General features: G+C 70.1%; 25 protein-coding genes. 18 read left to right on the top strand and 7 right to left on the bottom strand.

Annotated features, from left to right (window positions below):
• Positions 1 to 13 precede the first annotated feature (13 nt).
• From Ahu01nite_RS08575 to Ahu01nite_RS08560, 4 genes are all read left to right on the top strand, one after another.
• On the top strand, positions 14 to 586 hold the full coding sequence (locus Ahu01nite_RS08575; protein WP_203835896.1) for a TetR/AcrR family transcriptional regulator: 573 nt from the start codon (positions 14 to 16) through the stop codon (positions 584 to 586).
• A gap of 72 nt (positions 587 to 658) precedes the next feature.
• Complete coding sequence (locus tag Ahu01nite_RS08570) at positions 659 to 814, top strand: cytochrome c family protein (protein WP_203835895.1); 156 nt, start codon at positions 659 to 661, stop codon at positions 812 to 814.
• 136 nt (positions 815 to 950) lie between these two features.
• Entirely contained in the window at positions 951 to 3,593 is a 2,643-nt protein-coding gene (locus Ahu01nite_RS08565) for an ATP-binding protein (protein WP_203835894.1), read from the top strand.
• A 71-nt stretch (positions 3,594 to 3,664) separates the two neighbouring features.
• On the top strand, positions 3,665 to 4,459 hold the full coding sequence (locus Ahu01nite_RS08560; RefSeq protein WP_203835893.1) for an alpha/beta hydrolase: 795 nt from the start codon (positions 3,665 to 3,667) through the stop codon (positions 4,457 to 4,459).
• Between the two features lie 49 nt (positions 4,460 to 4,508).
• On the opposite strand, the gene Ahu01nite_RS08555 is transcribed toward Ahu01nite_RS08560, so the two are convergent.
• On the bottom strand, positions 4,509 to 4,907 hold the full coding sequence (locus Ahu01nite_RS08555) for an HIT family protein (protein ID WP_203835892.1): 399 nt from the start codon (positions 4,905 to 4,907) through the stop codon (positions 4,509 to 4,511).
• Positions 4,908 to 4,979: 72 nt separating this feature from the next.
• Between Ahu01nite_RS08555 and Ahu01nite_RS08550 the strand changes: the two genes are divergently transcribed.
• From Ahu01nite_RS08550 to Ahu01nite_RS08535, 4 genes are all read left to right on the top strand, one after another.
• Positions 4,980 to 5,711 (top strand): SDR family NAD(P)-dependent oxidoreductase, encoded by a 732-nt coding sequence (locus Ahu01nite_RS08550; protein WP_203835891.1) that lies wholly within the window; start codon positions 4,980 to 4,982, stop codon positions 5,709 to 5,711.
• 32 nt (positions 5,712 to 5,743) lie between these two features.
• Positions 5,744 to 6,271 (top strand): RNA polymerase sigma factor, encoded by a 528-nt coding sequence (locus tag Ahu01nite_RS08545; protein ID WP_203835890.1) that lies wholly within the window; start codon positions 5,744 to 5,746, stop codon positions 6,269 to 6,271.
• Complete coding sequence (locus Ahu01nite_RS08540) at positions 6,268 to 6,699, top strand: hypothetical protein (protein ID WP_203835889.1); 432 nt, start codon at positions 6,268 to 6,270, stop codon at positions 6,697 to 6,699. Before Ahu01nite_RS08545 ends, Ahu01nite_RS08540 begins: the two co-directional genes overlap by 4 nt.
• Positions 6,700 to 6,937: 238 nt before the next feature.
• Entirely contained in the window at positions 6,938 to 7,201 is a 264-nt protein-coding gene (locus tag Ahu01nite_RS08535; RefSeq protein ID WP_203835888.1) for a hypothetical protein, read from the top strand.
• 1 nt (position 7,202) lies between these two features.
• Here Ahu01nite_RS08535 and Ahu01nite_RS08530 read toward each other — a convergent pair whose 3' ends face one another.
• The gene (locus tag Ahu01nite_RS08530; RefSeq protein ID WP_203835887.1) at positions 7,203 to 8,561 is read right to left on the bottom strand and encodes a nucleobase:cation symporter-2 family protein; all 1,359 of its coding nucleotides are present in this window, start codon (positions 8,559 to 8,561) and stop codon (positions 7,203 to 7,205) included.
• A gap of 52 nt (positions 8,562 to 8,613) precedes the next feature.
• A complete protein-coding gene (locus Ahu01nite_RS08525; RefSeq protein ID WP_239158719.1) occupies positions 8,614 to 8,817 on the bottom strand; it encodes a hypothetical protein in 204 nt (67 codons plus the stop codon).
• Positions 8,818 to 9,062: 245 nt separating this feature from the next.
• Between Ahu01nite_RS08525 and Ahu01nite_RS08520 the strand changes: the two genes are divergently transcribed.
• From Ahu01nite_RS08520 to htpG, 3 genes are all read left to right on the top strand, one after another.
• Positions 9,063 to 10,250 carry a sugar efflux transporter gene (locus tag Ahu01nite_RS08520; protein WP_203835886.1) on the top strand — a complete coding sequence of 396 codons (1,188 nt, stop codon included), beginning with the start codon at positions 9,063 to 9,065 and terminating at the stop codon, positions 10,248 to 10,250.
• A 40-nt stretch (positions 10,251 to 10,290) separates the two neighbouring features.
• Positions 10,291 to 11,100, top strand: a complete 810-nt coding sequence (locus tag Ahu01nite_RS08515; protein ID WP_203835885.1) for a hypothetical protein — start codon at positions 10,291 to 10,293, stop codon at positions 11,098 to 11,100.
• Between the two features lie 138 nt (positions 11,101 to 11,238).
• Positions 11,239 to 13,158: a molecular chaperone HtpG gene (gene htpG, locus Ahu01nite_RS08510; RefSeq protein WP_203835884.1), complete on the top strand. Its 1,920-nt coding sequence runs from the start codon at positions 11,239 to 11,241 to the stop codon at positions 13,156 to 13,158.
• A gap of 33 nt (positions 13,159 to 13,191) precedes the next feature.
• Here the strand turns inward: htpG and Ahu01nite_RS08505 are convergent, their stop codons facing one another.
• On the bottom strand, positions 13,192 to 13,719 hold the full coding sequence (locus Ahu01nite_RS08505) for an EVE domain-containing protein (protein ID WP_203835883.1): 528 nt from the start codon (positions 13,717 to 13,719) through the stop codon (positions 13,192 to 13,194).
• A 69-nt stretch (positions 13,720 to 13,788) separates the two neighbouring features.
• On the opposite strand from Ahu01nite_RS08505, the gene Ahu01nite_RS08500 reads away from it, so the two are divergent.
• Positions 13,789 to 14,793, top strand: coding sequence for an NADP-dependent oxidoreductase (locus tag Ahu01nite_RS08500; protein ID WP_203835882.1), 1,005 nt, complete (start codon positions 13,789 to 13,791; stop codon positions 14,791 to 14,793).
• Complete coding sequence (locus tag Ahu01nite_RS08495; RefSeq protein ID WP_203835881.1) at positions 14,793 to 15,446, top strand: GNAT family N-acetyltransferase; 654 nt, start codon at positions 14,793 to 14,795, stop codon at positions 15,444 to 15,446. The genes Ahu01nite_RS08500 and Ahu01nite_RS08495 overlap by 1 nt, the downstream gene beginning before the upstream one ends.
• Positions 15,447 to 15,778: 332 nt before the next feature.
• On the opposite strand, the gene Ahu01nite_RS08490 is transcribed toward Ahu01nite_RS08495, so the two are convergent.
• Entirely contained in the window at positions 15,779 to 16,060 is a 282-nt protein-coding gene (locus tag Ahu01nite_RS08490) for a hypothetical protein (protein ID WP_203835880.1), read from the bottom strand.
• A gap of 22 nt (positions 16,061 to 16,082) precedes the next feature.
• Complete coding sequence (locus Ahu01nite_RS08485) at positions 16,083 to 16,223, bottom strand: hypothetical protein (RefSeq protein ID WP_203835879.1); 141 nt, start codon at positions 16,221 to 16,223, stop codon at positions 16,083 to 16,085.
• On the opposite strand from Ahu01nite_RS08485, the gene Ahu01nite_RS08480 reads away from it, so the two are divergent.
• The 3 genes from Ahu01nite_RS08480 to hxsC are packed head-to-tail and all read left to right on the top strand — an operon-like array spanning position 16,210 to position 19,153.
• Positions 16,210 to 16,527 carry an HxsD-related protein gene (locus Ahu01nite_RS08480; protein ID WP_203835878.1) on the top strand — a complete coding sequence of 106 codons (318 nt, stop codon included), beginning with the start codon at positions 16,210 to 16,212 and terminating at the stop codon, positions 16,525 to 16,527. The genes Ahu01nite_RS08485 and Ahu01nite_RS08480 overlap by 14 nt on opposite strands.
• Positions 16,524 to 17,969, top strand: coding sequence for a His-Xaa-Ser system radical SAM maturase HxsB (gene hxsB, locus Ahu01nite_RS08475; protein ID WP_203835877.1), 1,446 nt, complete (start codon positions 16,524 to 16,526; stop codon positions 17,967 to 17,969). Before Ahu01nite_RS08480 ends, hxsB begins: the two co-directional genes overlap by 4 nt.
• The gene (gene hxsC, locus Ahu01nite_RS08470; protein WP_203835876.1) at positions 17,966 to 19,153 is read left to right on the top strand and encodes a His-Xaa-Ser system radical SAM maturase HxsC; all 1,188 of its coding nucleotides are present in this window, start codon (positions 17,966 to 17,968) and stop codon (positions 19,151 to 19,153) included. Before hxsB ends, hxsC begins: the two co-directional genes overlap by 4 nt.
• On the opposite strand, the gene Ahu01nite_RS08465 is transcribed toward hxsC, so the two are convergent.
• Positions 19,078 to 19,977 carry an FAD-dependent oxidoreductase gene (locus Ahu01nite_RS08465; protein ID WP_203835875.1) on the bottom strand — a complete coding sequence of 300 codons (900 nt, stop codon included), beginning with the start codon at positions 19,975 to 19,977 and terminating at the stop codon, positions 19,078 to 19,080. The genes hxsC and Ahu01nite_RS08465 overlap by 76 nt on opposite strands.
• Positions 19,978 to 20,083: 106 nt before the next feature.
• On the opposite strand from Ahu01nite_RS08465, the gene Ahu01nite_RS08460 reads away from it, so the two are divergent.
• A complete protein-coding gene (locus Ahu01nite_RS08460) occupies positions 20,084 to 20,977 on the top strand; it encodes a LysR family transcriptional regulator (RefSeq protein WP_203835874.1) in 894 nt (297 codons plus the stop codon).
• A gap of 37 nt (positions 20,978 to 21,014) precedes the next feature.
• Positions 21,015 to 21,809, top strand: coding sequence for an alpha/beta hydrolase (locus Ahu01nite_RS08455; protein ID WP_203835873.1), 795 nt, complete (start codon positions 21,015 to 21,017; stop codon positions 21,807 to 21,809).

Here is a 21,809-nt window from a genome sequence, read left to right as displayed (position 1 = left end):
TATAATGGTGGGCATGGCGCGGGTATCGCAGGCACAGGCACAGGAGAACCGGCAGCGGGTGGTCGAGACGGCCTCCCGGCTCTTTCGTGAGCGCGGCGTCCAGGGGGTCAGCGTCGCCGACCTCATGGCGGAGGCCGGGCTGACCCACGGCGGCTTCTACAAGCAGTTCGCGTCGAAGGAGGCCCTCGTCGCGGAGACCGTCGGCACGGCGTACGAAGGCCTGGCCGGACGTCTGACCGACTACGACACCGAGCACCCCGGCGACCACGGGCAGGCCGTCGGCGACCTGCTCGACTACTACCTCTCCCCCGGGCACCGCGACGACCCGGGCCACGGCTGCCCGACCACGGGGTTCGGCCCGGACGTGGCCCGCGAGGCACCCGGCAGCCCTGCCCGCGAACCGTTCGCCGCCGGGGTCCAGGGGTTCGCCGACTGGCTGGGCGGCACCGACGACGAGAACCTCGTCGAGCTCTCCACCATGGTCGGCGCCCTCCTGCTGGCCCGCGCCACCAGCGGCACCGGCCTCTCCGACCGGATCCTGACAGCCGCCCGCGCGGCGCTCGCCCCACATGGGGGCGGGGACTGAGCGTGTTAGCAGGTGAGGCGTGCTCGCATGTGTCACGATCACTTCGGTCACGGCGTCAGGCGGAGGTGGATCGTGAAGAAAGTTCTCGGGTGGGTCCTGCTCGGCCTCGTCATCTTCTACATCGGCACGAACCCGGTCCCGGCCGCGGACACGGCCCAGGGCATCGGTGACGGCATCGGCGACATCTTCCGCAACATCGGCGTCTTCTTCTCCGACCTCGCCAACTGAAGTTCTCCTGCCCGGCCGGCTGAAGTTCTCCGGTCGGCCGGCTGAACTACTCCGGTCGGCCGCCTCGAGTTCTCCGGCCCGGCCGACGGGAAACAGGACGTTTGGGCGCGCTCCCACGGGTCCCTAGGATGACCGGATGCTCTTCGGACGCGACAGCGAGCTCGCGCACCTCACCGGTCTGCTGGAGCGGGCGTCGCAGGGGCACGGCGCGGCGCTGGTCGTGCGGGGCGAGGCCGGGATCGGGAAGACGGCGCTGCTCGACGCGGCCGCCGTGGTGGCGCGGGCGCGCGGGATGCGGGTGGTCAGCGCGTCGGGGGTGCAGGCCGAGGTGCATGTGCCGTACGCCGGGCTGCACCGCGTCGCCGGGGCGGACGTGCTCGGTGACCCGGATGCCCAGCCCTACCGGGTGGCGGTCACGCTGCTCGAATCGTTCGACGACACCCCCGTACTGATCGCGGTCGAGGATCTGCAGTGGCTCGACCCGGCGTCCTGGGAGACGTTGTCGTTCCTGGCCCGCCGGCTCGGTGACGACGCCGTGGCGGTGGTCATGACGGCCCGGGACGGCACCGATGTGGACCGGCGGCTCGGCGGCGCGAACCTGCCCGAGCTGCGGCTCGACGCGCTCGCTCCGGCGGCGGCCGGGGACCTGCTCGACGCGGCGGCGCCGGGGCTGACGGGGGCGCTGCGGGAACGGGTGCTGACCGAGGCCGCCGGTAATCCGCTGGGCATCACCGAGCTGGGGGCCGTCGCCGCGCGCTCCGGGGTCTCCGCGCTGCTCCCGCCGTGGCTGCCGTTGAGCACCCGGGTGGAGCGTACGTTCGCCGGCCTGGTCGCCGAGCTCCCGCAGGCCACCCGCACCCTGCTGGTCGTGGCCGCGCTCAACGACGGCGACGACCTCGGCGAGGTCGTCGCGGCGGCCGGGCTGGTCCACGGGCCGATCGGCGCGATCGACATCGAACCCGCGGTGACGACCCGGCTGATGCAGGTGGACGACGCCTACCGGGTGCGGTTCCGGCACCCGCTGCTGCGCTCGGCGCTGCATCAGAGCGCGACCGTCGACGTACGCCGCCGGGTGCACGCCGCGCTCGCCGAGGTCGTCGCCGGCGAGGACCGCCGGGTGTGGCACCGCGCCGGCGCCGCGACCGGGCCGGACGAAATCCTGGCCCGCGAGCTCACCGAGACCGCGACCCGGGCGGACCGGCAGCAGGCCGCCGGTGTCGCGCTGCTCGCCCTCGAACGCGCCGCGCAGCTCAGCGAGAGCCCTGCCGAGCGCGGCAGCCGGTTGCTCTACGCGGTCGAGACCGCCGGGGAGCTGGGCGACGCGGAGGCGGCCCGGCGGCTGCTGGCACGCGTCGACGAGACCCAGCTGCGCCCGGTCGACCGGGCGCGGCTGAGCTGGGGGCGGGAGACGTTCCTGGAGTCCAGCTGGTCGGCCGCAACCCGGATGGCGGGTTTCGCCGGGCTGGTGGACCTCATGCGTGCCGAGGGCGACAGCGTCCTCGCCCTCGAATCGCTGACCAGCATCGCCGTGCGGCTGTTCTGGTCGCATCCGGACGCCGCCACCCGCGAGCTCTTCCTGGCCACGTCCGACCGCCTCGCGATGCCCGCCGACGACCCGCGGATGCTCACCACGACCGCGCTGATCGCGCCGATCGACCGCGGGGCGGCAACCCTGGACCGGATCACGGTGCAGGCCGGGAGGGGTGACCTGACCCCGCACGTCCAGCTCCAGCTCGGCCTCGGCGCGGGGGCGCTCGGCGCGACCGCCCTGGCCCACCGGCTCTACAGCGGCAGCGTCGGCGGCCTGCGGGCACAGGGCCGGCTCGGGCTCCTCGCCCAGGCCCTGTGCAACCAGGGTTACAGTGCTGCCGCGCTGGGCGACACGCGTAACGCCGTGCCACTGGCCGCGGAGGGCGGGGCACTCGCCGGCGAGACCGGCCAGGGTGGATGGCAGCTCACCGCGCGCCTGGTCGCGGGGCACGCCGAGGCGCTGCGGGGCAACGAGGAGGCCGCCCGGCTGGCGGCGGATCTCGGCGAGTCGGTGCTGCTGCCGGCCGGGCGGCTCCCGATGCTGTCCCTGGTCCAGCAGATCCGCGGGGTGGCCGCACTCGCCGGTGGCCGCGCCGCCGACGCGTACCAGCATCTGCACCGGATCTTCGACCCCGCCGACGACGCGCACCACTCGTCGATCCAGTTCCTCGTGCTCGGGCATCTCGCCGAGGCCGCGACGCGGAGCGGTGCGGTAGACGGGCTGCGGGAGATCGTGGCGACGATGACACCGCTCGCCGAGTTGAGCCGCTCCCCCGCGCTCGTGGTCGGACTGGGCTACGCGAACGCCGTACTCGCCGATGACGCCGGCGCGTTCGAGGACGCCCTCGCCGCCGAGCTCGGCGGGTCACCGTTCGAACGGGCGCGGCTGCTCCACGCGTACGGTGCGCATCTGCGCAGGCAGCGACGCGCGGCAGACTCCCGGGAGCCCCTGCGGGCCGCGGCGTCCACTTTCGACGCTCTCGGTGCGACGCCGTGGGCGGAGCGTGCCCGCGAGGAGCTGCGAGCTTCCGGCGAGACGGTACGCCGCAACGCCGATCCCGCCGACCTGCTGACCCCGCAGGAGCAGCAGATCGCCCGGCTCGCCGCCGACGGCCTGAGCAACCGGGAGATCGCGGAACGGCTCTACCTCTCCCCGCGTACGGTCACCACACACCTGTACCGCATCTTCCCCAAGCTCGGCGTCAAATCCCGCGGCGAGCTCGCCAGAGTCCTGACCACGATTACGTAGCCCTACGTACGCGACCCGGTGCCGCGCGCTCCTACGGTGGGCGAAAGCCAACGCCCGGAAGGAGCACTCGCGTGAGCACGATCGTTCTGGTCCACGGACTCTGGATGACCCCGCGCAGCTGGGAACACTGGATCAGCTACTACGAGAGCAAGGGTCACAAGGTCGTCGCGCCGGCGTACCCCGGGTTCGAGGTGGAGGTCGAGGCGCTGCGGGCCGACCCCACCCCGATCGCGACGGTGACCGTGCCGGAGACCGTCGCGCACCTCGAGAAGATCATCGCCGGGCTCGACGAGAAGCCGATCATCATCGGCCACTCGTTCGGCGGCACCCTCACCCAGCTCCTGCTCGACCGCGGGCACGGCGCCGCGGGCGTGGTGATCGACTCGGCCCCGCCGGAGGGCATCCGGGTCAACCCGCCGTCGCAGATCAAGTCGCTCTTCCCGATCCTCAACAACCCGGCCAAGCGGCACCAGGCGGCCGGCTTCACCCCGGAGCAGTTCCACTACGCGTTCACCAACACGCTCCCGGCCGAGGAATCCCAGGCCGCCTATGACAGGTACGCGATCCCGGCGCCGGGCAGCTGGGTCTGGGCGTACGGCCTGCTGGCGAACTTCACCCCGGGCAAGCAGGAGACCTGGGTCGACTTCCGCAACGAGGACCGCGCGCCGCTGCTGCTCATCGCGGGCGGCGCGGACCACATCATGCCGCCGTCGGTGAACAAGTCCAACTTCGAGCACTACAAGGCCGAGGGTACGGTGACCGAGTTCTACGAATTCCCCGGCCGCTCCCACTGGACGTGCGCGGAACCCGGCTGGGAACAGGTAGCCGACAAGGCCCTCGACTGGGCGGTGCAGCACGCGAAGTGAGCACCTCGACGATCACCGCGACAACCCGGGAGCCCGCGCAGGTCGTGGTCTAACCCTTCAGGGCGTCGAGGATGCGCTGGTGGTGGGTGTCCAGGTCCTCGGCGCTCGCGTCCGGGTCGGCGCGGGTGAAGTCGAAGTCGGCCATCTCCTGGGCCGGGAAGACGTGCACGTGGGCGTGGGGCACCTCGAAGCCCGCCACGATCAGGCCGACCCGGGGTGCGTCGAACGCTGTTTTCAACGCCCGGCCGATGGTGTGGGCGACGGCGAAGACGTGTGCGGCCAGTTCCGGGTCCAGGTCGGTCCACTCGTCGACCTCGGCGCGCGGGACCACGAGGGTGTGGCCCGGGGTCAGCGGGGCGATCGTGAGAAAGGCCGCCACCCGGTCGTCGGACCAGACGATGCGGCCGGGGAGCTCGCCGGAGATGATGCGGGAGAAGATCGTCGGCACGGGAAGGGCTCGCTCTCGTCGGTGGTCGCCGTCACCCGACATGACATCACGACCGGGGCTAGGGTCTGAACAATGGCACGCGTCTTCATCACCGGATCCGCCGACGGCCTCGGCCGGATGGCCGCCGAGTCCCTGCACGCCGACGGGCACGAGGTTGTCCTGCACGCCCGCGCCGCAGGCCGCGCGCCCGATTTCGCCCCGGCGGTGATCGGTGACGTCACCACCGTCGCCGGCATGCGTGAGGTGGCGGAGCAGGCGACGGCACTCGGGCCGTTCGACGCGGTGATCCACAACGTGGCGGTCGGTTATCGCGAGCCTCGCAGCGAGACCCCGGACGGGCTCGAGCACGTGTTCGCCGTGAACGTGCTCGCGCCGTACGCGCTGACGGTCCTGATGCCCTTGCCGCAGCGCCTGGTCTATCTCAGCTCCGGCATGCACCACGGCGGCACGCCCGGGCTCACCGATCCGCAGTGGACCGGGCGGCGGTGGAACGGCTCCCAGGCGTACAGCGACAGCAAGTTCCTGGATGTGCTCCTGGCCCTCGGTTTCGCCCGCCGCCACCCGCAGGTGCTGTCCAACGCCGTCGACCCCGGCTGGGTCGCGACCCGGATGGGCGGCCCCGGCGCCCCCGACGACCTCACCCAGGGCGCGGTCACCCAGGCCTGGCTCGCGGTCAGCGACGACCCCCGCGCCAAGGTCACCGGCCGTTACTTCCACCACCAGCGGCAGTATCCGCCCTTCGAGGCGGCCCACGACGTGAAGCTCCAGGACGAGCTCCTCGACTATTGCGCGTCCCTGCTGTGAACCCGCGCGGCCTCCCCCGCGACTGAACAGGCATGCACACAGACGACGCGGAACTGGTGATCCGCGCCCAGCTCGGCGACCGCCGCGCCCTGACCGCCCTGGTGGAACGCTGGCACCTGCCGATCTGGCAGTACGTCCGGCGGATGCTCGCCACGCCCGCGCTCGCCGACGACGTCAGCCAGGAAGCCTGGTCAGCCGCCCTGCGCGCCCTGCCACGGCTGAAACAGCCCGACCGGTTCGCGCCCTGGCTCCTCACCATCACGCGGCGAACCCTGATGAACCACCTGCGGGACAAGTACGCCGCCCCGGCACCCGTGCCCGGCAACCTCGTCGAGGACGACTTCAGCACCGGCGTCCTCGACCGCGCGGAAGTCATGGCCGGGCTGACCGGCGTCCCCCTGCGCGAACGCGAGGCGCTGATCCTGTTCTACCTGCACGACCTGTCCCTCGACGACTGCGCCCAGATCCTCGGCATCCCACCCGGCACGGTCAAGTCCCGCCTGCACCGGGCCCGGCTCCTGCTACGCGCCCACCTGATCGAGAAGGGATACGCGGCATGACGGAAACACCAGGATTCACCCCCCGACAGCTCCTCGGTACGGTCTCCCTGCGCCGCCGCGTCGCCCTGGTGGCGGTGGGGCTGGCGGGTCTGTGCGCGGCTGTCTTCCTCGGTCTGCTGTGGGCCACGGAGCCGGTCGCGCTGCCATGGCGTACCCGGATCGCCTTTGCCGTGATGGTCCTGATCGGTCTGGCCTGGGCAGGGTTCGCTGCCTGGGCGCTGCTGAGGCGGCCGCTGTTCGCCCTGGACCGGGTCATCGCAGGCTGGCTGGCAACGGCCTTCAGCACCCTCACCGCGGTGGCCTCCACCGCCGTCACCGGGACGCTGACCGCCGCGGCCGTCGGCGTCGTCCTCACCGGGGCCGCCCTGATCATCCTGCGCCGGGCCTACACCTACCGCCGAACGCTCCTGCGCCACTTGCGAGACTGACGACTCGACGGCCGGTGACCGGACGGCCGGTGGCGGGTTGGGTGCTGAGGGACGGCCGGCGACAAGGTCGGCGATGGTGATGCCCCAGTGACCGAAGCGGGCGTCGAAGCCGTCCGCCCTCGCCTTCGCGCCGGGTTCGAAGTCCCTTCGCGACCTGACGGCGGGCGCCGAGCCCGGAGACGCCGGCATCCTGGGTCTCGACCTGGTCCCGGAGGCCGCGGCCGCCGGGGACTCCGTGGTGCTGGACTACGTCGTCCGCAACGACGGTGCTCCTGTCCCGGTCCAGCTCGGGGCGAGCCTGTTCGGCAGGACCGGGCACGAATACTTCGACCCCAGGAGTGACCGCAAGTTGTGGCTGCGGACCGGGACGACGGTCTATCGGCGATCGCTGAGGTTGCCTTCCGACATGCCCGCCGGGCGGTATCGGCTCGTTGTCGCCGTGTGGTGGCTCGGCAACGAGAAGCGGTCCATCGCCTCGGCGGACTGCGGTGAGCGGCTGTAGATCACCTGACCGTGCTTGCCTCCTCCTCGGGGGCCGGTTCCTCGCGTCGCCACGTGAGGTGGTTGAAGAGGAGGTTGAGAAGGAAGACCACCACGACCGTCGTGGTGATGGAGCTGCCGAAGATGATCTGGAGTTCGTCGGGGAATTTGCCGTAGAAGGCAGGGGCGACGACCGGGATCATGCCCGCGCCGATGGCTACCGCGACGATGAGCAGGTTGTGGGTGCCGTCGAAGTCGACGCGGCGGAGGCTTTTGATGCCTACGGCGGTGACCGTGGCGAACATGACGAGGGCGGCGCCGCCGATGACCGGGCCGGGGATTGCGGCGATGATCTCGCCGAGTTTGGGGATGAGGCCGAGCAGGATGAGGATCACGCCGGCGGCGGTGACCACGAAGCGGCTGCGGACGCGGGTGACCTGGACCAGGCCGACGTTCTGGGCGAACGCCGTGTCGAGGAACGAGTTGAAGGTGCCGGCGAGGAGGCCGCTGACGCCGTCCGCCGCGAGGCCGCGGGCGATGTCGTTCTCGGTCAGTTGCTTGTCCGTCAGGGCGGCGACCGCGAGCATGTCGGCCGTCGACTCGACGTAGATGACGAGCATGACCACGCACATGGAGATGACCGCGGCGACCGGGAACTGCGGGGCGCCGAAGTAGAACGGGCGGGCGAGGCCGAACCAGCCGGCGTCGCCGACCGCGGAGAAGTCGACCAGGCCCATGAAGGACGCGACGATCACGCCGAAGACGAGGCCGATCAGCACCGCCAGGGACACCAGGAAGCCGCGGGCGAACCGGTTGATCAGCACGATCAGCAGGATGATCGCGGCGGCCAGGGCGAGGTGGCTCAGGGTGCCGTACCCGGGGTCGGATTCGTCGTTGCCGGCGATGAGGCCGGCGCCCGCGTCGATCAGCGACAGCCCGATCACGGTGATCACCGTGCCCGTGACCAGCGGCGGAAAGAGGTGGATGATCTTCGAGAACGGCTTCGCGATGAGCAGGCCGAACGCGCCCGCGGCGAGCATCGAGCCGTAGACGGCGGGCATGCCGTATTTGCCACCGATCAGAATCATCGGGCTCAGCGCGGTGAATGTGGCACCCGCGACGATCGGGAGGCGTACGCCGAGAATCTTCCCGACGCCGAGACTCTGCACGACAGTGATCACACCGGCCACGAAGAGGTCGGCGTTGACAAGGATCGCGATGACGTCGGAGCTGAGGCCGAGGGCCCCGCCGACGATGAGCGGCACGGCGACGCAACCCGCGTACATGACGAGCACGTGTTGCAGTCCGAGCACCGCGAGCCGCCCGAACGGCAGCATCTGGTCTACGGGGTGTTTCCCTTCGGCAACAATCGGTGACGACATGCGAGGCATTGTTCGCCGTGATTGTTGTGCGCCGGTTACAACCCTGGGGACTTCAGCAACCCGGTCCGGCGGCGACTCCGTTCACGATCCGGTACGCCGAGATGTCGCCCTTCACGTACGCCCGCAGCTGCGACACCCGGGTCGGGGTGCGGTCGTTCTGCGCCACGTACGCGACGATCGCCTCATCGACGGTCCGGCAGCTGACAGCGTTCGCCACCTGCTGCGTACGGGCGGTCAGCGCATCGCTGTTCAACACAGCGTAAGAAACGCCGCCAATACTCAAGGTGACTGCTGCGGCCATCGCAGCTTCGGTCAAGTTCACGGAAAACTCCAGCCCAGATCAGTCAGCACGCGCCAACCCGGCCACCCTACGCGACATCACTTTAAGTAGCTATAACTCGATGCAGCCAGGGAGACTAACCAGGAGTAGTTTTTCTCACCCTAGACGGGCCGCACCTCTGGTCCGTCGGTGCGGCCCGCGACGGCCTAGCGTCAAGATCCATGAGCGTCCAGCCCCTGCGCGCGGCCGCGAAACGATGGCTGCCGATCTCCCTGGTCTTCCTCGCGGTCGGGCTCTCGACCGCGATGGCCTCGCCGTTCCTCGCGCTCTTCCTCACCGATGAGATCCACGCCGACCCCGTCCATGTGGCGCTCTTCCTCGGCGTCGCCCCCATCTCGGCCGTGGTCGTGTCGACGCTGGTCGGCAAGCTCTCCGACCGCGTCCCGTCCCGGCGTGTCGTGCTGCTCGGGACGGCGCTGGCGGGGTGCGCGGGGACGCTGGTCACCGCTTTCGTGCGGGATTACTGGGCACTGCTGCTGGTCACCGTGACGTTGACCGCTTTCGCGGGGGCGATGATGCCGCAGGCTTTCGCGTACGCGCGGGAAGCACTCGAAGGCTCCGACCGCGTCGCGATGACGATGAGCGCGCTGCGCACCCTGTTCTCGATCGCCTGGGTCGCCGGGCCCCCACTCGCCGCAGCGCTGCTACAGGCCGGCGGCTTCGTGTTCGTCTACGGCTTCGCCTCACTCATGTACGCCGTCGCGGCGACCGTCGCCCTCGTCGCCCTCGGCTCGGAGCACCCCGTCCCGGCCGGCCCGCAGGCGCGGAAACCGGCCGGTGCCGACGCTCCCCGCGCGCTGATCTGGCTGACGATCACCGTCTTCGTGCTCACCCGGTGCGCCGGGGCGATGTCGGTGCAGGCGCTCCCGCTGCTGATCACCCGGGATGTCGGCGGTGACGTGAGCCTCGCCGGGTTGCTGCTGGGACTCTGCGCGGGGCTGGAGATCCCGTTGATGCTGGGCTTCGGGCTGCTGTCCGCGCGGGTGCCCGTGCGGCGGTTACTGATCGCGGGGGCGGGGTGCGGGCTCGCGTACATGCTGATCGTGGCCGTCGCGACCAGCACCTGGCAGCTGATCGCGGGTCAGATTTTCAACGCGGCCTCGATCGCCGCGCTGACCGGGCTCGGCGTCACCTATGTGCAGGACATGCTGCCGGGGCACCCCGGACGGGCATCGACGCTGTTCAGCAACACGTTCCCGGCCGGCTCGGTGGTCGCCGGTCCGATCGTCGGCGCGGCCACGGCGGTCGGCTACCGCATGCCGTACGCCGCCGGTGCCGTCATGTTCGCCGCGGCCCTGGCCCTCCTCGCGGCCGGAACCCGCCTCACCACCGGGGGGAATGTTCGGTAAAGATCCCCGGAAGTCCTGTTCATGCCGGTATGACGTCTTCATGGGTGACTTGACCAAACGGGACAAACAGATCATCGGAAGCAGCGTCGCCGTGCTGCTGGTCGCGGGTTCGGGCGCCCTCGCCCTGCGCGAGGAGAAAATCGGCCCGAACCCGGTTCTGGCACAGCCACCCGCGATCGCCGACGCCGCCGCGAACGCGGGCCTCGGCCCCGCCACCCCACCACCCGCCGGCCAGGAGCCGCTGCCCGTAACGGTGATCCCGTTCCCGGGCACTCCGCTCGGCGCACCCGTGCAAACTCCGTTGCCCACAACTGAGTTGGACACAACTAAGTTGCCCACAATTAAATTGCCCACAACTCATCTGCCCGGCGGTCAGTTGCCCGGCGGCCAGTTGCCCGGCGACCAGTTGCCCGCCACGACGACGACGACGCCGGCGCCGCCGCCGCCGACGCCCGCGCCGACCACCCCGGCCGCCACACAGCCGCCGACCACGGCACCGCCCGCGACGCCGCCTTTCGTCACCCCGGAACCGACCATCACGCCGCCGCCCACCGCGCAACCGACCGTCACCACCCCGGAGATCACGGTCTCGCCCACCACGACAGCGGACCTCGAACCAGCCGGAGGAACACCGCCGCCGCCGAGCCCGGCCCCGCCCGTCACCGCGCCGGCCCCGCCCGTCACCACGCCAGACGCGCCCGTCACCACGCCAGACGCGCCCGTCACCACGCCGGGCGCGCCCGTCACCGACGACGATCTGGAGCCGGATGTGGCCGCGGCGGGAAGCACCGCGTCGCCGAGCCCGGCCCCGGTGGCCGCGGCAGCGCAGGTGGCCGCCCGGGGAGAATGAGACTCCGCGGGATGATGGGCCTGGTGAGCTGCGCGGCTGCGCTGACCGGGTGCGCGTGTCGGGGAGATCACCGTGGGGTCATACGATCACGTGCGAAAGCACCGTATGCACCAGAGACCGTATGCACGGAGGGAAGGCATGAGCACCGAGACGCTGGAGTTCCAGGCCGAAGCGCGCCAGCTGCTGCAGCTGATGGTCCACTCGATCTACTCCAACAAGGACATCTTCCTGCGGGAGCTGATCTCCAACGCCTCCGACGCCCTGGACAAGTTGCGCCTTGCGGCCCTGACCGACGACGAGCTCACCGCGGAGGACCTGCACATCGAGGTCGTCGCGGACGCGGAGGCCCGCACCCTGACCGTGCGGGACAACGGCATCGGCATGGCGCGGGACGAGGTCGTGACGCTGATCGGGACGATCGCGAAGTCGGGCACGGCGGACCTGCTGCGCCGCATGAAGGAGAACAAGGACAAGGACTCGGCCGAGCTGATCGGCCAGTTCGGCGTCGGGTTCTACTCCACCTTCATGGTCGCCGACCGGGTCACCCTGGTCACGCGCAAGGCAGGCGAGGAGACGGGTACGCGCTGGGAGTCCGCCGGCGAGGGCACGTACACCATCGAGGAGGCCGCGGACGTCGCGACCGGCACCTCGGTGACCGTGCACCTGCGGCCGAAGGACGAGGAGGACGCGCTCTACGACTACACCGACGAGTGGAAGATCAAGGAGATCGTCAAGCGGTACTCCGACTTCATCTCCTTCCCGATCCTGCTGGTCAAGGCCGCGCCCGCGCCGAAGGCCGAGCCGGACGCCGAGGGGTCGGACGACGAGGCGTCGGACGACGAGGCGTCGGCCGCGCCGGAGACCCTGAACTCCATGAAGGCGCTCTGGGCGCGCCCGCGCTCCGACGTCAAGGACGAGGAGTACGCCGAGTTCTACCGGCACATCAGCCACGACTGGACCGACCCGCTGGAGATCATCCAGATGCGGGCCGAGGGCACCTTCGAGTACGAGGCGCTGCTGTTCATCCCGTCCCGCGCCCCGCACGACCTGTTCCAGCGTGACGGCGCCCGCGGCATCCAGCTCTACGTCAAGCGCGTCTTCATCATGGACGACAGCCGGGAGCTGATGCCTGACTACCTGCGCTTCGTCAAGGGTGTCGTCGACGCCGCCGACCTGTCGCTGAACATCTCCCGCGAGATCCTGCAGCAGGACCGGCACATCCAGATGATCCGGCGCCGGCTCGCCAAGAAGGTCCTCAGCACCGTCAAGGACCTCATGACGAAGGACGCGGAGAAGTACGCCACGTTCTGGCGCGAGTTCGGCCGCGCGGTCAAGGAGGGCCTGCTCAGCGAGCAGGACGACCAGAAGGCGATCCTGGACGTGTCGTCCTTCGCCTCGACCGCCTCCGCCGACCCGACCACCCTCGCCGGCTACGTCAGCCGGATGAAGGACGGTCAGGACGAGATCTACTTCATGACCGGCGAGAGCCGCGCCCAGGTCGAGAATTCCCCGCACATGGAGGCGTTCCAGGCCAAGGGGTACGAGGTTCTCCTGCTCACCGACCCGGTCGACGAGATCTGGGTCGAGGCGGTCCCGGAGTACGAGGGCAAGAAGCTGCAGTCGATCGCCCGCGGCAACGTCGACCTCTCGGCGGACGAGGACAAGCCGTCGCAGGAGAAGACCGGCGAATTCGCCCCGCTGCTCACCTGGCTCGGCGAGACCCTCGACGAGGTCAAGGAGGTCCGCCTCACCTCCCGGCTGACCACCTCCCCGGCCTGCCTGGTCAGCGACGCGAACGACATCACGCCCACGCTGGAGAAGATGTACAAGGCGATGGGCCAGGACGTCCCCCCGGTCAAGCGCATCCTCGAGCTGAACCCGGACCACCCCCTGGTCACCGGCCTGCGCGACGCGTACGCCGGCCGCGCCGAGGACCCGGCCCTGCCCGAGACCGCGGAGCTGCTCTACGGCACGGCCCTGCTGGCCGAGGGCGGCGACCTCGCCGACCCGGCCCGCTTCGCCAAGCTCCTCGCCGACCGCCTCGCCCGCACGGTCTAGGAAAGAGGCGCGTCCCTGGGCTGGAGGACCGGCTCAGGGGCGCGTCAAGGCGCTCCGGAACGCTTCACGGACCGCTGTTGCTCCCGCCACGACCACGGCAGCGGCGCCGCGGACGGTGGCGGCGACCGGGCCGTGGGGTGGGATGTGTTCCTCGATGGCTTCCCATTCGAGGGGCTTGACCGGGAAAGGGTTGCCGCCGCCGGACATGCGCATGATGAGGCTCGTGGCGAAGCGGGGGTCGGCGGCGAGCGTCGCGCGCGCTATGGGCGTACCCGCAAAGATCTGATCGAAGCGCACCGGAAGCAGCCAGCCGTCCTTGTCCGGGGGTTGCGGGGTCCAGTATTGCGGGTCCGGGACCCGGCCCAGGGTGGGCTCGGCCGTGATGACGCCCAGTGCGGCCACGCCGCCGTCCTTGCCGGAGATCCAGAGGGCGACCTGATCGCCCTCGGTGACGGCGGTGCGGTGACGGCGGATCGGCCAGGCCGTCTCGTGGTGACCGTCGGTGAAGAAGTCCGCGATCCGCCAGTGCTTCCGGTTAGCCTGCAGCAGCCAATGCGCCATGACCATGATTGTTCTCGACAGCCCGGGTGCGCGGGCGCGGTTCGGCGAACGCCCTCCTAGGGTGGAGCCATGACCTTCACCTCCACCGAGATCCGGCTCGCTGCCCGCCCGCACGGCACCCCCACCCGCGACGACTTCGAGGTGGCCCAGGTGGAGGTAGGTGATCCCGCTCCCGGCCACCTCGTCGTGCGGAACGCGTTGATGAGCGTCGACCCGTACATGCGGGGCCGGATGGACGACCGGAAGTCGTACGTGCCGCCCTTTGAGCTGGGGAAGCCCCTGGAGGGCGGGGCTGTCGGCGAGGTCGTCGCCTCCGCCGCCGAGGGCTTCAAGGTCGGCGATTATGTGCTGCACGGGCTCGGCTGGCGCTCGTACGCCGTCGTGGACGCGAAGGCCGCCACGCGGGTCGACCCGGCCGCGGCGCCGCTCGGCGCGTACCTGGGGGTGCTCGGGATGACCGGGACCACCGCCTATGCGGGACTGCTGCGCACCGCGGAATTCAAGCCGGGCGACGCCGTCTTCGTCTCCAGCGCGGCCGGGGCGGTGGGCCAGGTCGTCGGGCAGCTCGCCCGCCTGCGGGGCGCGAGCCTGGTGATCGGCAGCGCGGGCTCGGCGGCCAAGGTCACCCATCTGCAGGACGAGCTGGGCTTCGACAAAGCATTCAATTACAAGGATGCTCCGGTACGCGATCAGCTCGCAGCCGCTGCACCGAACGGCATCGACGTGTACTTCGACAACGTCGGCGGCGACCACCTCGAGGCGGCCATCGCGCGCATGAACGTACACGGGCGCATCTGCGTCTGCGGCATGATCAGCGCCTACAACGCCACCGAGCCACCCGCCGCTCCCCGCAACCTCGCGGCCCTCATCGGCAAGCGCATCACCATGCGCGGCATGCTGGTCCGCGACCACCGCGACCTGCGCGACCAGTTCATCGCCGAGGTCGCCCCGCTGGTCGCCGACGGCACCCTCAAATACCAGGAGACCATCCACGCCGGCATCGAGAACGCCCCCGCGGCGTTCCTGTCCATGCTCAGCGGCGAGGACACCGGCAAGGTCCTGGTCAGCATCTGATGCGCGACCTCATCACCAGCTGGCAGCGCGGCTGGGGCGCCGCCCGCGAACTCCCACCCGCCACGAACGTCGGCGGCGGCCTGCGCGTCCACTCCCGCCAGACCAGCCGCGAGGTCGACTACTACGCCCTCGACACCGATTCCCTGCGCAACCTGGCCAAGCTCGTGTCCGACGAGGACGCGACCACCTGGCTGCACATCCCCACCACCGCCCCGGAAGCAGCCCTGGCCACCCTGGAATCGGCCGGCAAGGTCCTGCTCAACCGCCGCGAATGGCTGATGACCACAGATCTACAAGACCATCCCCGGGGTACGGTCACCGCGCCCTACCAGCTCAAAGAGCTCGCGGAAGGCGACGCCGTGGTACGCGCCGAGGTGTGGCACGCCGCGGGCGACCAGGCAGCCCGCGGCACCCTGGGCCTCTCCGGCCCGGACGCCGTCCCCGACAAGGTCCTCACCTGGCCCTCCCACCGCCGCCGGGGCCTCGGCCGCGCGGTCATGGGCACCCTCGCCCAGGCAGCAATCGCCCGAGGCGCAGAGCGGGGCCTGCTCATCGCCAGCGACGAAGGCCGTCATCTCTACGAGTCCCTGGGCTGGAAGACGGTCGCCGAGGTCCTCATCACCGGCGTACCCGGAACGACCTACCCGTCCTGAACGGAGGTGAGGATGGCACCGTCGTACGGGTGATAAAAACATGAGAATTGGGGCTTAAACGGGCGAGGTTGTTAGCGTCCCGGGGTGCGTCGCGCTTTTCTCATTCCGGTATCGACGGCCTTGACCGCACTTGTTCCCGTGGGACCGGCCCAGGCAGCTCAGGCACCTCCGCCTCCGGCACGCGTGGTCGAGGTACGCCGCGCCGATGAGAACCAGCCGCTCCTGGCTCTGCCGGTCTCCTCCACGCAGCTGGGCGGGGAGGCCGAACAAGCCTTTCATGGGTCGCACAGTTCACACAGCTCGCACTCATCGCACTCTTCGCACTATTCGGGTCACTCATCGCATCTTTCGCACTTCTCCGGCGCGAACCCGCCGGATGCCGGCGAGGACGACGACCTGGACGACCCGTACGAAGACCCGTACGAGACCGAGACACCGGCGCCCACCAAGACGAAGAAGCACTCGCCCAGCCCCAAAGCGACGACAAGATCCCCTTCGCCGTCACCGTCGCCCTCGTCCGCATCGCCCTCGCCGACGCCGACGCCGACGGAGACGACGGAATCGCCGGAGCCTGCGATCACCACCGAGGAACCGACCACTCCGGAGCCGGTCATCCACGAGGAACCGGCGTCGGACTCATCGCCACTCGGCGCTCTCGGCGGCTACTGCTGCCTCGTCGTGGTCGCTGCGGCGGCGGTTGTCGGCTTCGCCCACCGTCGCCGCAGACGCGGCGGCCGATGACGTTCCGGTCAGGAGCCAGTAGATGTCCGATTCCATGCCGGGCCGCCCGGATGCGGTGCTCACCCTCGATGCAGCGGCCCATCCCGCGGACATAGTCCAGCGCGCGGCCTACCGATTCAGCGACGTTCTCACTGTTGAGCTCGACCGCAACGGTGACACGCTCGTCTGCAGGGTCTACGCCCGCGACCCGCAACGCCTCGGATCCGCGATCCACGATCTCCGCGCCGAGATCGTCGATCAGGTGTTACGCGCACGGATCCGGGACGAGACGCAGGATCTGCGCAACCTGGTGCTGTCGGTTGCCTTCTCCCGGACAGGTCTGGCGGGCCCCGCGGCATGAGGCAGCGGCTCACCCTCGAAACGGCGCCGGGACCACTCGAGCATCTTCCTTTCCGGTTCGAACGCTGGACGGACGGCCGGGTCCTGGTGACCAACATGGTCGGCGAGCACGTCTTCCTCTCCGAAGCGGAGTTCTCCGCACTCGCGGATCTGCGGATCGCTGATCCCGCACTGCTCCGGACGCTGCGGGCGAAGCACGTGGTCCGGCAGCGGGGCGAGACGTTGCCGGTGGAGCTGCTCGCGCTCAAGTACCGGACCCAGCACCATCGCCTCGCCGACTTCACGGGGCTGCACATGTTCGTCGTGACTCTGCGGTGCGAGCACAGTTGCGGGTACTGCCAGGTGTCACGCAGGACGGTGGCCCGGACAGAGTTCGACATGTCCGCCGAGACCGCCGTGGCCGCGGTCGAAACCGCGTTCCGGTCGCCGTCCCCGCATCTGAAGTTCGAGTTCCAGGGCGGCGAACCGCTGCTCAACATGGAAATCGTCCGGCTGGTGACGCAGGAGGCGCAGCGCCGCAACCGTGATGAAGGACGACAGCTGGCGTTCGTCATCGCGTCAAATCTGGCGCTCCTGGACGACGAGGTGCTCGATTTCGCGGACGAGCACGACGTGTACTTCTCGACGTCGCTCGACGGGCCGCAGGATCTGCACAACGGAAACCGGCCACGCCCCGGGAGAGACAGCTGGGAGCGGACGATCGCCGGGGTCACCCGGATCAGGAAGCGGCTCGGGCATCACCGGGTGAGCGCACTGATGACGACCACGGCGGCGAGCCTCGGCAAAGTTCGCGACATCATCGACTGCTACCTGGAGCAGGGCTTCCACGATATTTTCCTGCGCCCCGTGTCGCCATACGGATTCGCCCTGCGTCCCCGGCAGCGCCGCGCCTACGACATGGCGGCCTGGATCGACTTCTACCGGGAGGGCATGGACTACATCCTGGAGCTGAACGCGCGAGGAACACCGGTCGTGGAGACGTACTCGGCGCTGGTGCTCAAGAAGATGCTGACGAATGCGAACCCCGGCTATGTCGACCTCACCTCGCCCGCGGGAATCGGCATCGCCGCGTTGCTCTACAACTACGACGGAGCGGTGTACGCCTCCGACGAAGGACGCATGCTCGCGGAGAACGGCGACATGACGTTCCGCCTCGGCGATCTCGCAGAGGACTCGTACGACACCCTGATGACCGGCGCAGCACTGCTGGACCCGTTGGAGGAGTCCTACACGGGCAGCGCGCCGCAATGCTCGGACTGCGCGTTCGAACGCTGGTGTGGTGCCGACCCGGTGTTCCATCACGCGACTACGGGTGACCCTGTCGGGCGTAAGCCTGAGTCGGCATTCTGCAACCGCAACATGGCGGTCTTCCGATACCTGCTCGACCGCTACACAGCGGACCCGCACGCGCGGGAGCTGTTCCACGCCTGGGCGGCCAGATGATCTCGCTGCGCGGCCGGGCGCTCTCGGCCACCCTTGACCGGCCGCTCACCCGGGAACTCTGGCGCCTGGTGAGCGACAAGATACCCGGCCCGGACGAGGCCGTCATCGGCTCCGGTGGTGGAACCCTGAACGTGGTGCGGTCGGGCGGCGATGCGGGCCCGAACACCGTCGTACTGCCTCCTCACCTCGATCATCTGGACGGCGGCGACATCATCGCTGTCTCGCCGGACGGCAGGCGGATCGAGGTGCTGTGGCGGGCCCGGTCCCGGCACAACAGCCTCCTGCTGACCGAGCGCTGCGACAACTATTGCCTCATGTGTTCCCAGCCGCCCAAGGAGCGCGACGACTCACGGTTGTTGCGCCGCGCCTCCGCACTGGTCCGCATGCTCCCGCCGACCGCCCATGAACTGGGATTTACCGGCGGCGAGCCGACTCTCTACGGCAGTGGGCTCGTCTCCCTGCTGCGTACCGCGACGCAGTGCCTGCCCGATACCGAGTTCCACCTTCTCTCGAACGGCAGGCGCTTCGCGGATCCGGGTTTCACCGCCGAGTACGCAAGCGTCAGGAATCCACGGCTCATGGTGGGCATTCCCCTGTTCGGCGCCGAGCCCTCCTTGCATGACTACGTCGTCCAAGCCCGTGGAGCGTTCGACGAGACAGTGTCGGGAATTCTCGCACTGGCACAGCACCGTCAACGCATCGAGATCCGCGTGGTTCTCCAGAAGAACACCGCACCCGCGATCGTGGAGATAGCCGGCTTCATCGCGCGCAACCTGCCCTTCGTCGAGAAGGTCGCGCTCATGGGACTGGAGATGACGGGCCTCGCCCGGGCAAACCTCGCTGAGGTCTGGACCGATCCGTACGAGTACCGCAATGAACTCGCGGAAGCCGCGCTGCTACTCCGCCATGCGGGCATCCGCACCGATATTTACAACCATCAGCTCTGTGTCCTCCCACGCCGGGTATGGCCGCTCGCGGTCCGGTCGATCAGCGATTGGAAAAACGAATACCTCTCGGCGTGCATGTCGTGCTCGGTTCAGGAGGCTTGCGGCGGGTTGTTCGCCTCGTCGGCGAAACACCGCCACAGTGACCACATCGCGGCCATCCCTCACCCCACCCCGAGGGCGAGGGAGGCGATCTCGTCGGCGCAGCCCCAGGACATGGTCATGCCGGCGCCGCCGTGACCGTACGCGTGGATGATGCGGCCGCGGGCCGTGGTGACCGCTTCGACGCGGGGGCCGCCGTGGCGGGCGGGGCGCAGGCCGATGCGGGTGGTGAGGGTGCGGGTTTCGCGCAGGGCGGGGACCAGGGCTGTGCAGCGGGCGACGATGGCCGCCGATTCCTGGGGGTCCGGGTCGGTGTCCGCGCGGTTCTCCTCGAACGTGCCGCCCAGGACGACGTCGTGGCGGCGGGGGTGGACGTACGTGATGCCGGCTGGGTTGTGTTCGTCGCGGACGGATTCGTGCAGGCCGGGGTTGGTGACGAGGACGATCTGGCCGCGTACCGGATAAAGGTCCTTGTCGGCCGCGGCCAGGCCCGTCGCATTGACCACCACCGGGGTTTCGCTCAGGAGAAGGGCCGGGTCGTCGACGTGGCGGCGGACGAAGCGGCCGCCCGCGTCGACGATCCGGTCGCGCAGCCAGGGCAGGTAGATGTCCATCTCGGCCAGTGGTGCGGTGAAACGCAGCTCGTGGGCGGTGAGGGTCGCGTCCGGCGGGGCCCACCAGGGCAGGTCGGCGCGCACCAGCATCCGGGTACGCCGGAGCAGCACCCCCGGCACGCCCGCGTCGGCCTGGCGCAGGAACTCGGTGTAGGTGCGGTGCGTCCAGTCGCGGACGCGGGGCTGCGGGTCGGTGTGGGTGGGATACCAGACGGCGGCCGCCACCGCGGAGACCGTGTCCAGGGTGGCGGTGTCGTGGACGACGGTGACCTGGGCGCCGCGTTGCTGGAGGCGGACGGCGGCGGTCAGGCCGATGATGCCGGCGCCGAGGACTGTCACTTCTGTCATGGACATATCGTTCGGGCGGGGTGGGCGGGTTGGCCAATAGTTGTCGCCGCAGTGGTCATAAGAAACGGCTATCACCACGATCCACCTGCGCATCTAGGCTCACGGCATGGAAGATGCGCGTACGCCCGGAGTGGACCTGGACCGTCTGAGGTCGTTCGTGGTGCTCGCCGAGGAGCTGCATTTCACCCGGGCCGCCGCACTGTTGCACCTGACCCAGCCGGCATTGAGTCAGCAGATCCGGGCCCTCGAACGGCAACTCGGTGCCGAGCTGGTCCGGCGCGATGCCCGGGGGTGTTCGCTGAGCGAGGTGGGCCGGCTGGTCGCCGCCGAGGCGCGGCGATTGCTGGCCGATGTGGATGCGGGGCTGGCGCGGATACGGGCGGCGGTTGGCGGGCGGGAGGGGCGGCTGCGGCTGGCGTACACGAGGTCGGCACGGGGTGGGCGGGTTGATGCCCTGATCGGGCGGTTCCGGGAGTTGCATCCGCAGATCGAGGTCGTCGCGGAGACCGCGTGGACGGCGCCGAACGTCGCGGGGCTGCTGGCCGGGCGGTTCGACGCGGCGTTCGTGCGGCCGCCGATCGATGAGCCCGCGCTGGCGTGCCGGCATGTCGACCGGGAGGAGTTGCTGCTGGCCGTGCCGCGGCGGCACCCGCTGGCGCAGTGCCGGCGGATCCAGCGGGCCGACATCGCCGGGGAGCCCGCGGTGATGTGGCCCCGGGAGAACGGGCCCGGGATGTACGACAGGATCATCGCGCAGGTGTGGCCGGACGGCGGTTTCCGGCTGGCCCATCACGAGCCCGACGACGAGCAGCTGCTGCGGGCCGTCGCCGGGGGCGCCGTGATCGCCGCGGTGCCGGAGGGACGGGCGCGGGCGCTGACGATGCCCGGGTTGTGCCTGCGCCGGTTCGCCGCGCCGACGCCGACGGTCGACATCGCCCTCGCGTACCCGAAGGATTCGACGAACCCGGCGGTGCACCGGCTGGCCGAGCTTCTGCTGTGATCGTCACGCCGGTGCGGTCGCGGCGTTGTTCACGACGATGAGAAGACGAACTTTGCTGACCGGCGCCGGCGCGGTCGCCGCGGCCGGGGCCGTGGTGGCCGCGGGTGGGTACGCGCGGTCGAGGATGACCGCCGCCGAGCCGGTGATCCCGGACGCACCGGTCGGCGACGAGCGCCTGGTCAAGCACAAGTCGCGGGCCCGGGGGCGAACCGTCGACTTCTACACGGCCGTTCCCGAGGGGCACGGTGACGGGAAGGGCCTCCCGGTGTGCCTTGTGCTGCACGGCGGGTCGAAGGTCGCGGCGGACTTCCCCGCCATGGGCCTGGGCAGATTCGTGACCGATTCCGTGCGCCGCGGCAATCCGCCGTTCGTGCTCGCCGGCGCGACCGGTGACCGGCTCGCGTGGCGCCCGAACGGCGACGACGACCCGCAGAAGATGGTGCACGAGGAGATCCCGCGCTGGTGCGAGGATCTCGGGTTCGCCACGGAGTCGTTCGGGGCGCTGGGCTGGTCGATGGGCGGGTACGGGTCGCTGCTGCTCGCGGAGCGGTTCCCCGGCTTCGTCACCGCCGTCGCCGCCCTCTCCCCCGCCGTCAGCGCGGGTGACGACGTGTTCGTGCAGGCAGGCACGCTGCGAGAAGTGCCCGTCGGGCTCTGGTGCGGCGAGGACGACGGTTTCCTGGACCACGTGAAGGCGCTGCAGGAGGTCCTGCCGCTGGTCACCGCGACGTACGCCGACGGCCGGCACAACTACGGCTACTGGAGCACCTGCCTCCCGGCGGCGTTCGACCTCATCGCGCGCAACCTGTCCCGGTCGGCGCCGGTGCTGTAG

Origin of the sequence: Winogradskya humida (genome assembly GCF_016862215.1) — a bacterium.
Taxonomy (GTDB): Bacteria; Actinomycetota; Actinomycetes; order Mycobacteriales; family Micromonosporaceae; genus Actinoplanes; species Actinoplanes humidus.
Note: the sequence above shows the minus strand (reverse complement) of the source record. Positions and strands in the feature narration are given on the sequence as shown.

Coding starts and splice junctions, on each gene's coding strand:
- Ahu01nite_RS08530 (WP_203835887.1), bottom strand. CDS start 8,561: ATGTCGTCACCGATTGTTGCCGAAGGGAAACACCCCGTAGACCAGATG.
- Ahu01nite_RS08565 (WP_203835894.1), top strand. CDS start 951: ATGCTCTTCGGACGCGACAGCGAGCTCGCGCACCTCACCGGTCTGCTG.
- Ahu01nite_RS08460 (WP_203835874.1), top strand. CDS start 20,084: ATGGAAGATGCGCGTACGCCCGGAGTGGACCTGGACCGTCTGAGGTCG.
- Ahu01nite_RS08545 (WP_203835890.1), top strand. CDS start 5,744: ATGCACACAGACGACGCGGAACTGGTGATCCGCGCCCAGCTCGGCGAC.
- Ahu01nite_RS08520 (WP_203835886.1), top strand. CDS start 9,063: ATGAGCGTCCAGCCCCTGCGCGCGGCCGCGAAACGATGGCTGCCGATC.
- hxsB (WP_203835877.1), top strand. CDS start 16,524: ATGAGGCAGCGGCTCACCCTCGAAACGGCGCCGGGACCACTCGAGCAT.
- Ahu01nite_RS08505 (WP_203835883.1), bottom strand. CDS start 13,719: ATGGCGCATTGGCTGCTGCAGGCTAACCGGAAGCACTGGCGGATCGCG.
- Ahu01nite_RS08490 (WP_203835880.1), bottom strand. CDS start 16,060: ATGACCGGCTCCGGAGTGGTCGGTTCCTCGGTGGTGATCGCAGGCTCC.
- Ahu01nite_RS08540 (WP_203835889.1), top strand. CDS start 6,268: ATGACGGAAACACCAGGATTCACCCCCCGACAGCTCCTCGGTACGGTC.
- Ahu01nite_RS08465 (WP_203835875.1), bottom strand. CDS start 19,977: ATGACAGAAGTGACAGTCCTCGGCGCCGGCATCATCGGCCTGACCGCC.
- Ahu01nite_RS08515 (WP_203835885.1), top strand. CDS start 10,291: ATGGGTGACTTGACCAAACGGGACAAACAGATCATCGGAAGCAGCGTC.
- Ahu01nite_RS08550 (WP_203835891.1), top strand. CDS start 4,980: ATGGCACGCGTCTTCATCACCGGATCCGCCGACGGCCTCGGCCGGATG.
- Ahu01nite_RS08480 (WP_203835878.1), top strand. CDS start 16,210: ATGTCCGATTCCATGCCGGGCCGCCCGGATGCGGTGCTCACCCTCGAT.
- Ahu01nite_RS08455 (WP_203835873.1), top strand. CDS start 21,015: ATGAGAAGACGAACTTTGCTGACCGGCGCCGGCGCGGTCGCCGCGGCC.
- hxsC (WP_203835876.1), top strand. CDS start 17,966: ATGATCTCGCTGCGCGGCCGGGCGCTCTCGGCCACCCTTGACCGGCCG.
- Ahu01nite_RS08485 (WP_203835879.1), bottom strand. CDS start 16,223: ATGGAATCGGACATCTACTGGCTCCTGACCGGAACGTCATCGGCCGCC.
- Ahu01nite_RS08495 (WP_203835881.1), top strand. CDS start 14,793: ATGCGCGACCTCATCACCAGCTGGCAGCGCGGCTGGGGCGCCGCCCGC.
- Ahu01nite_RS08575 (WP_203835896.1), top strand. CDS start 14: ATGGCGCGGGTATCGCAGGCACAGGCACAGGAGAACCGGCAGCGGGTG.
- htpG (WP_203835884.1), top strand. CDS start 11,239: ATGAGCACCGAGACGCTGGAGTTCCAGGCCGAAGCGCGCCAGCTGCTG.
- Ahu01nite_RS08500 (WP_203835882.1), top strand. CDS start 13,789: ATGACCTTCACCTCCACCGAGATCCGGCTCGCTGCCCGCCCGCACGGC.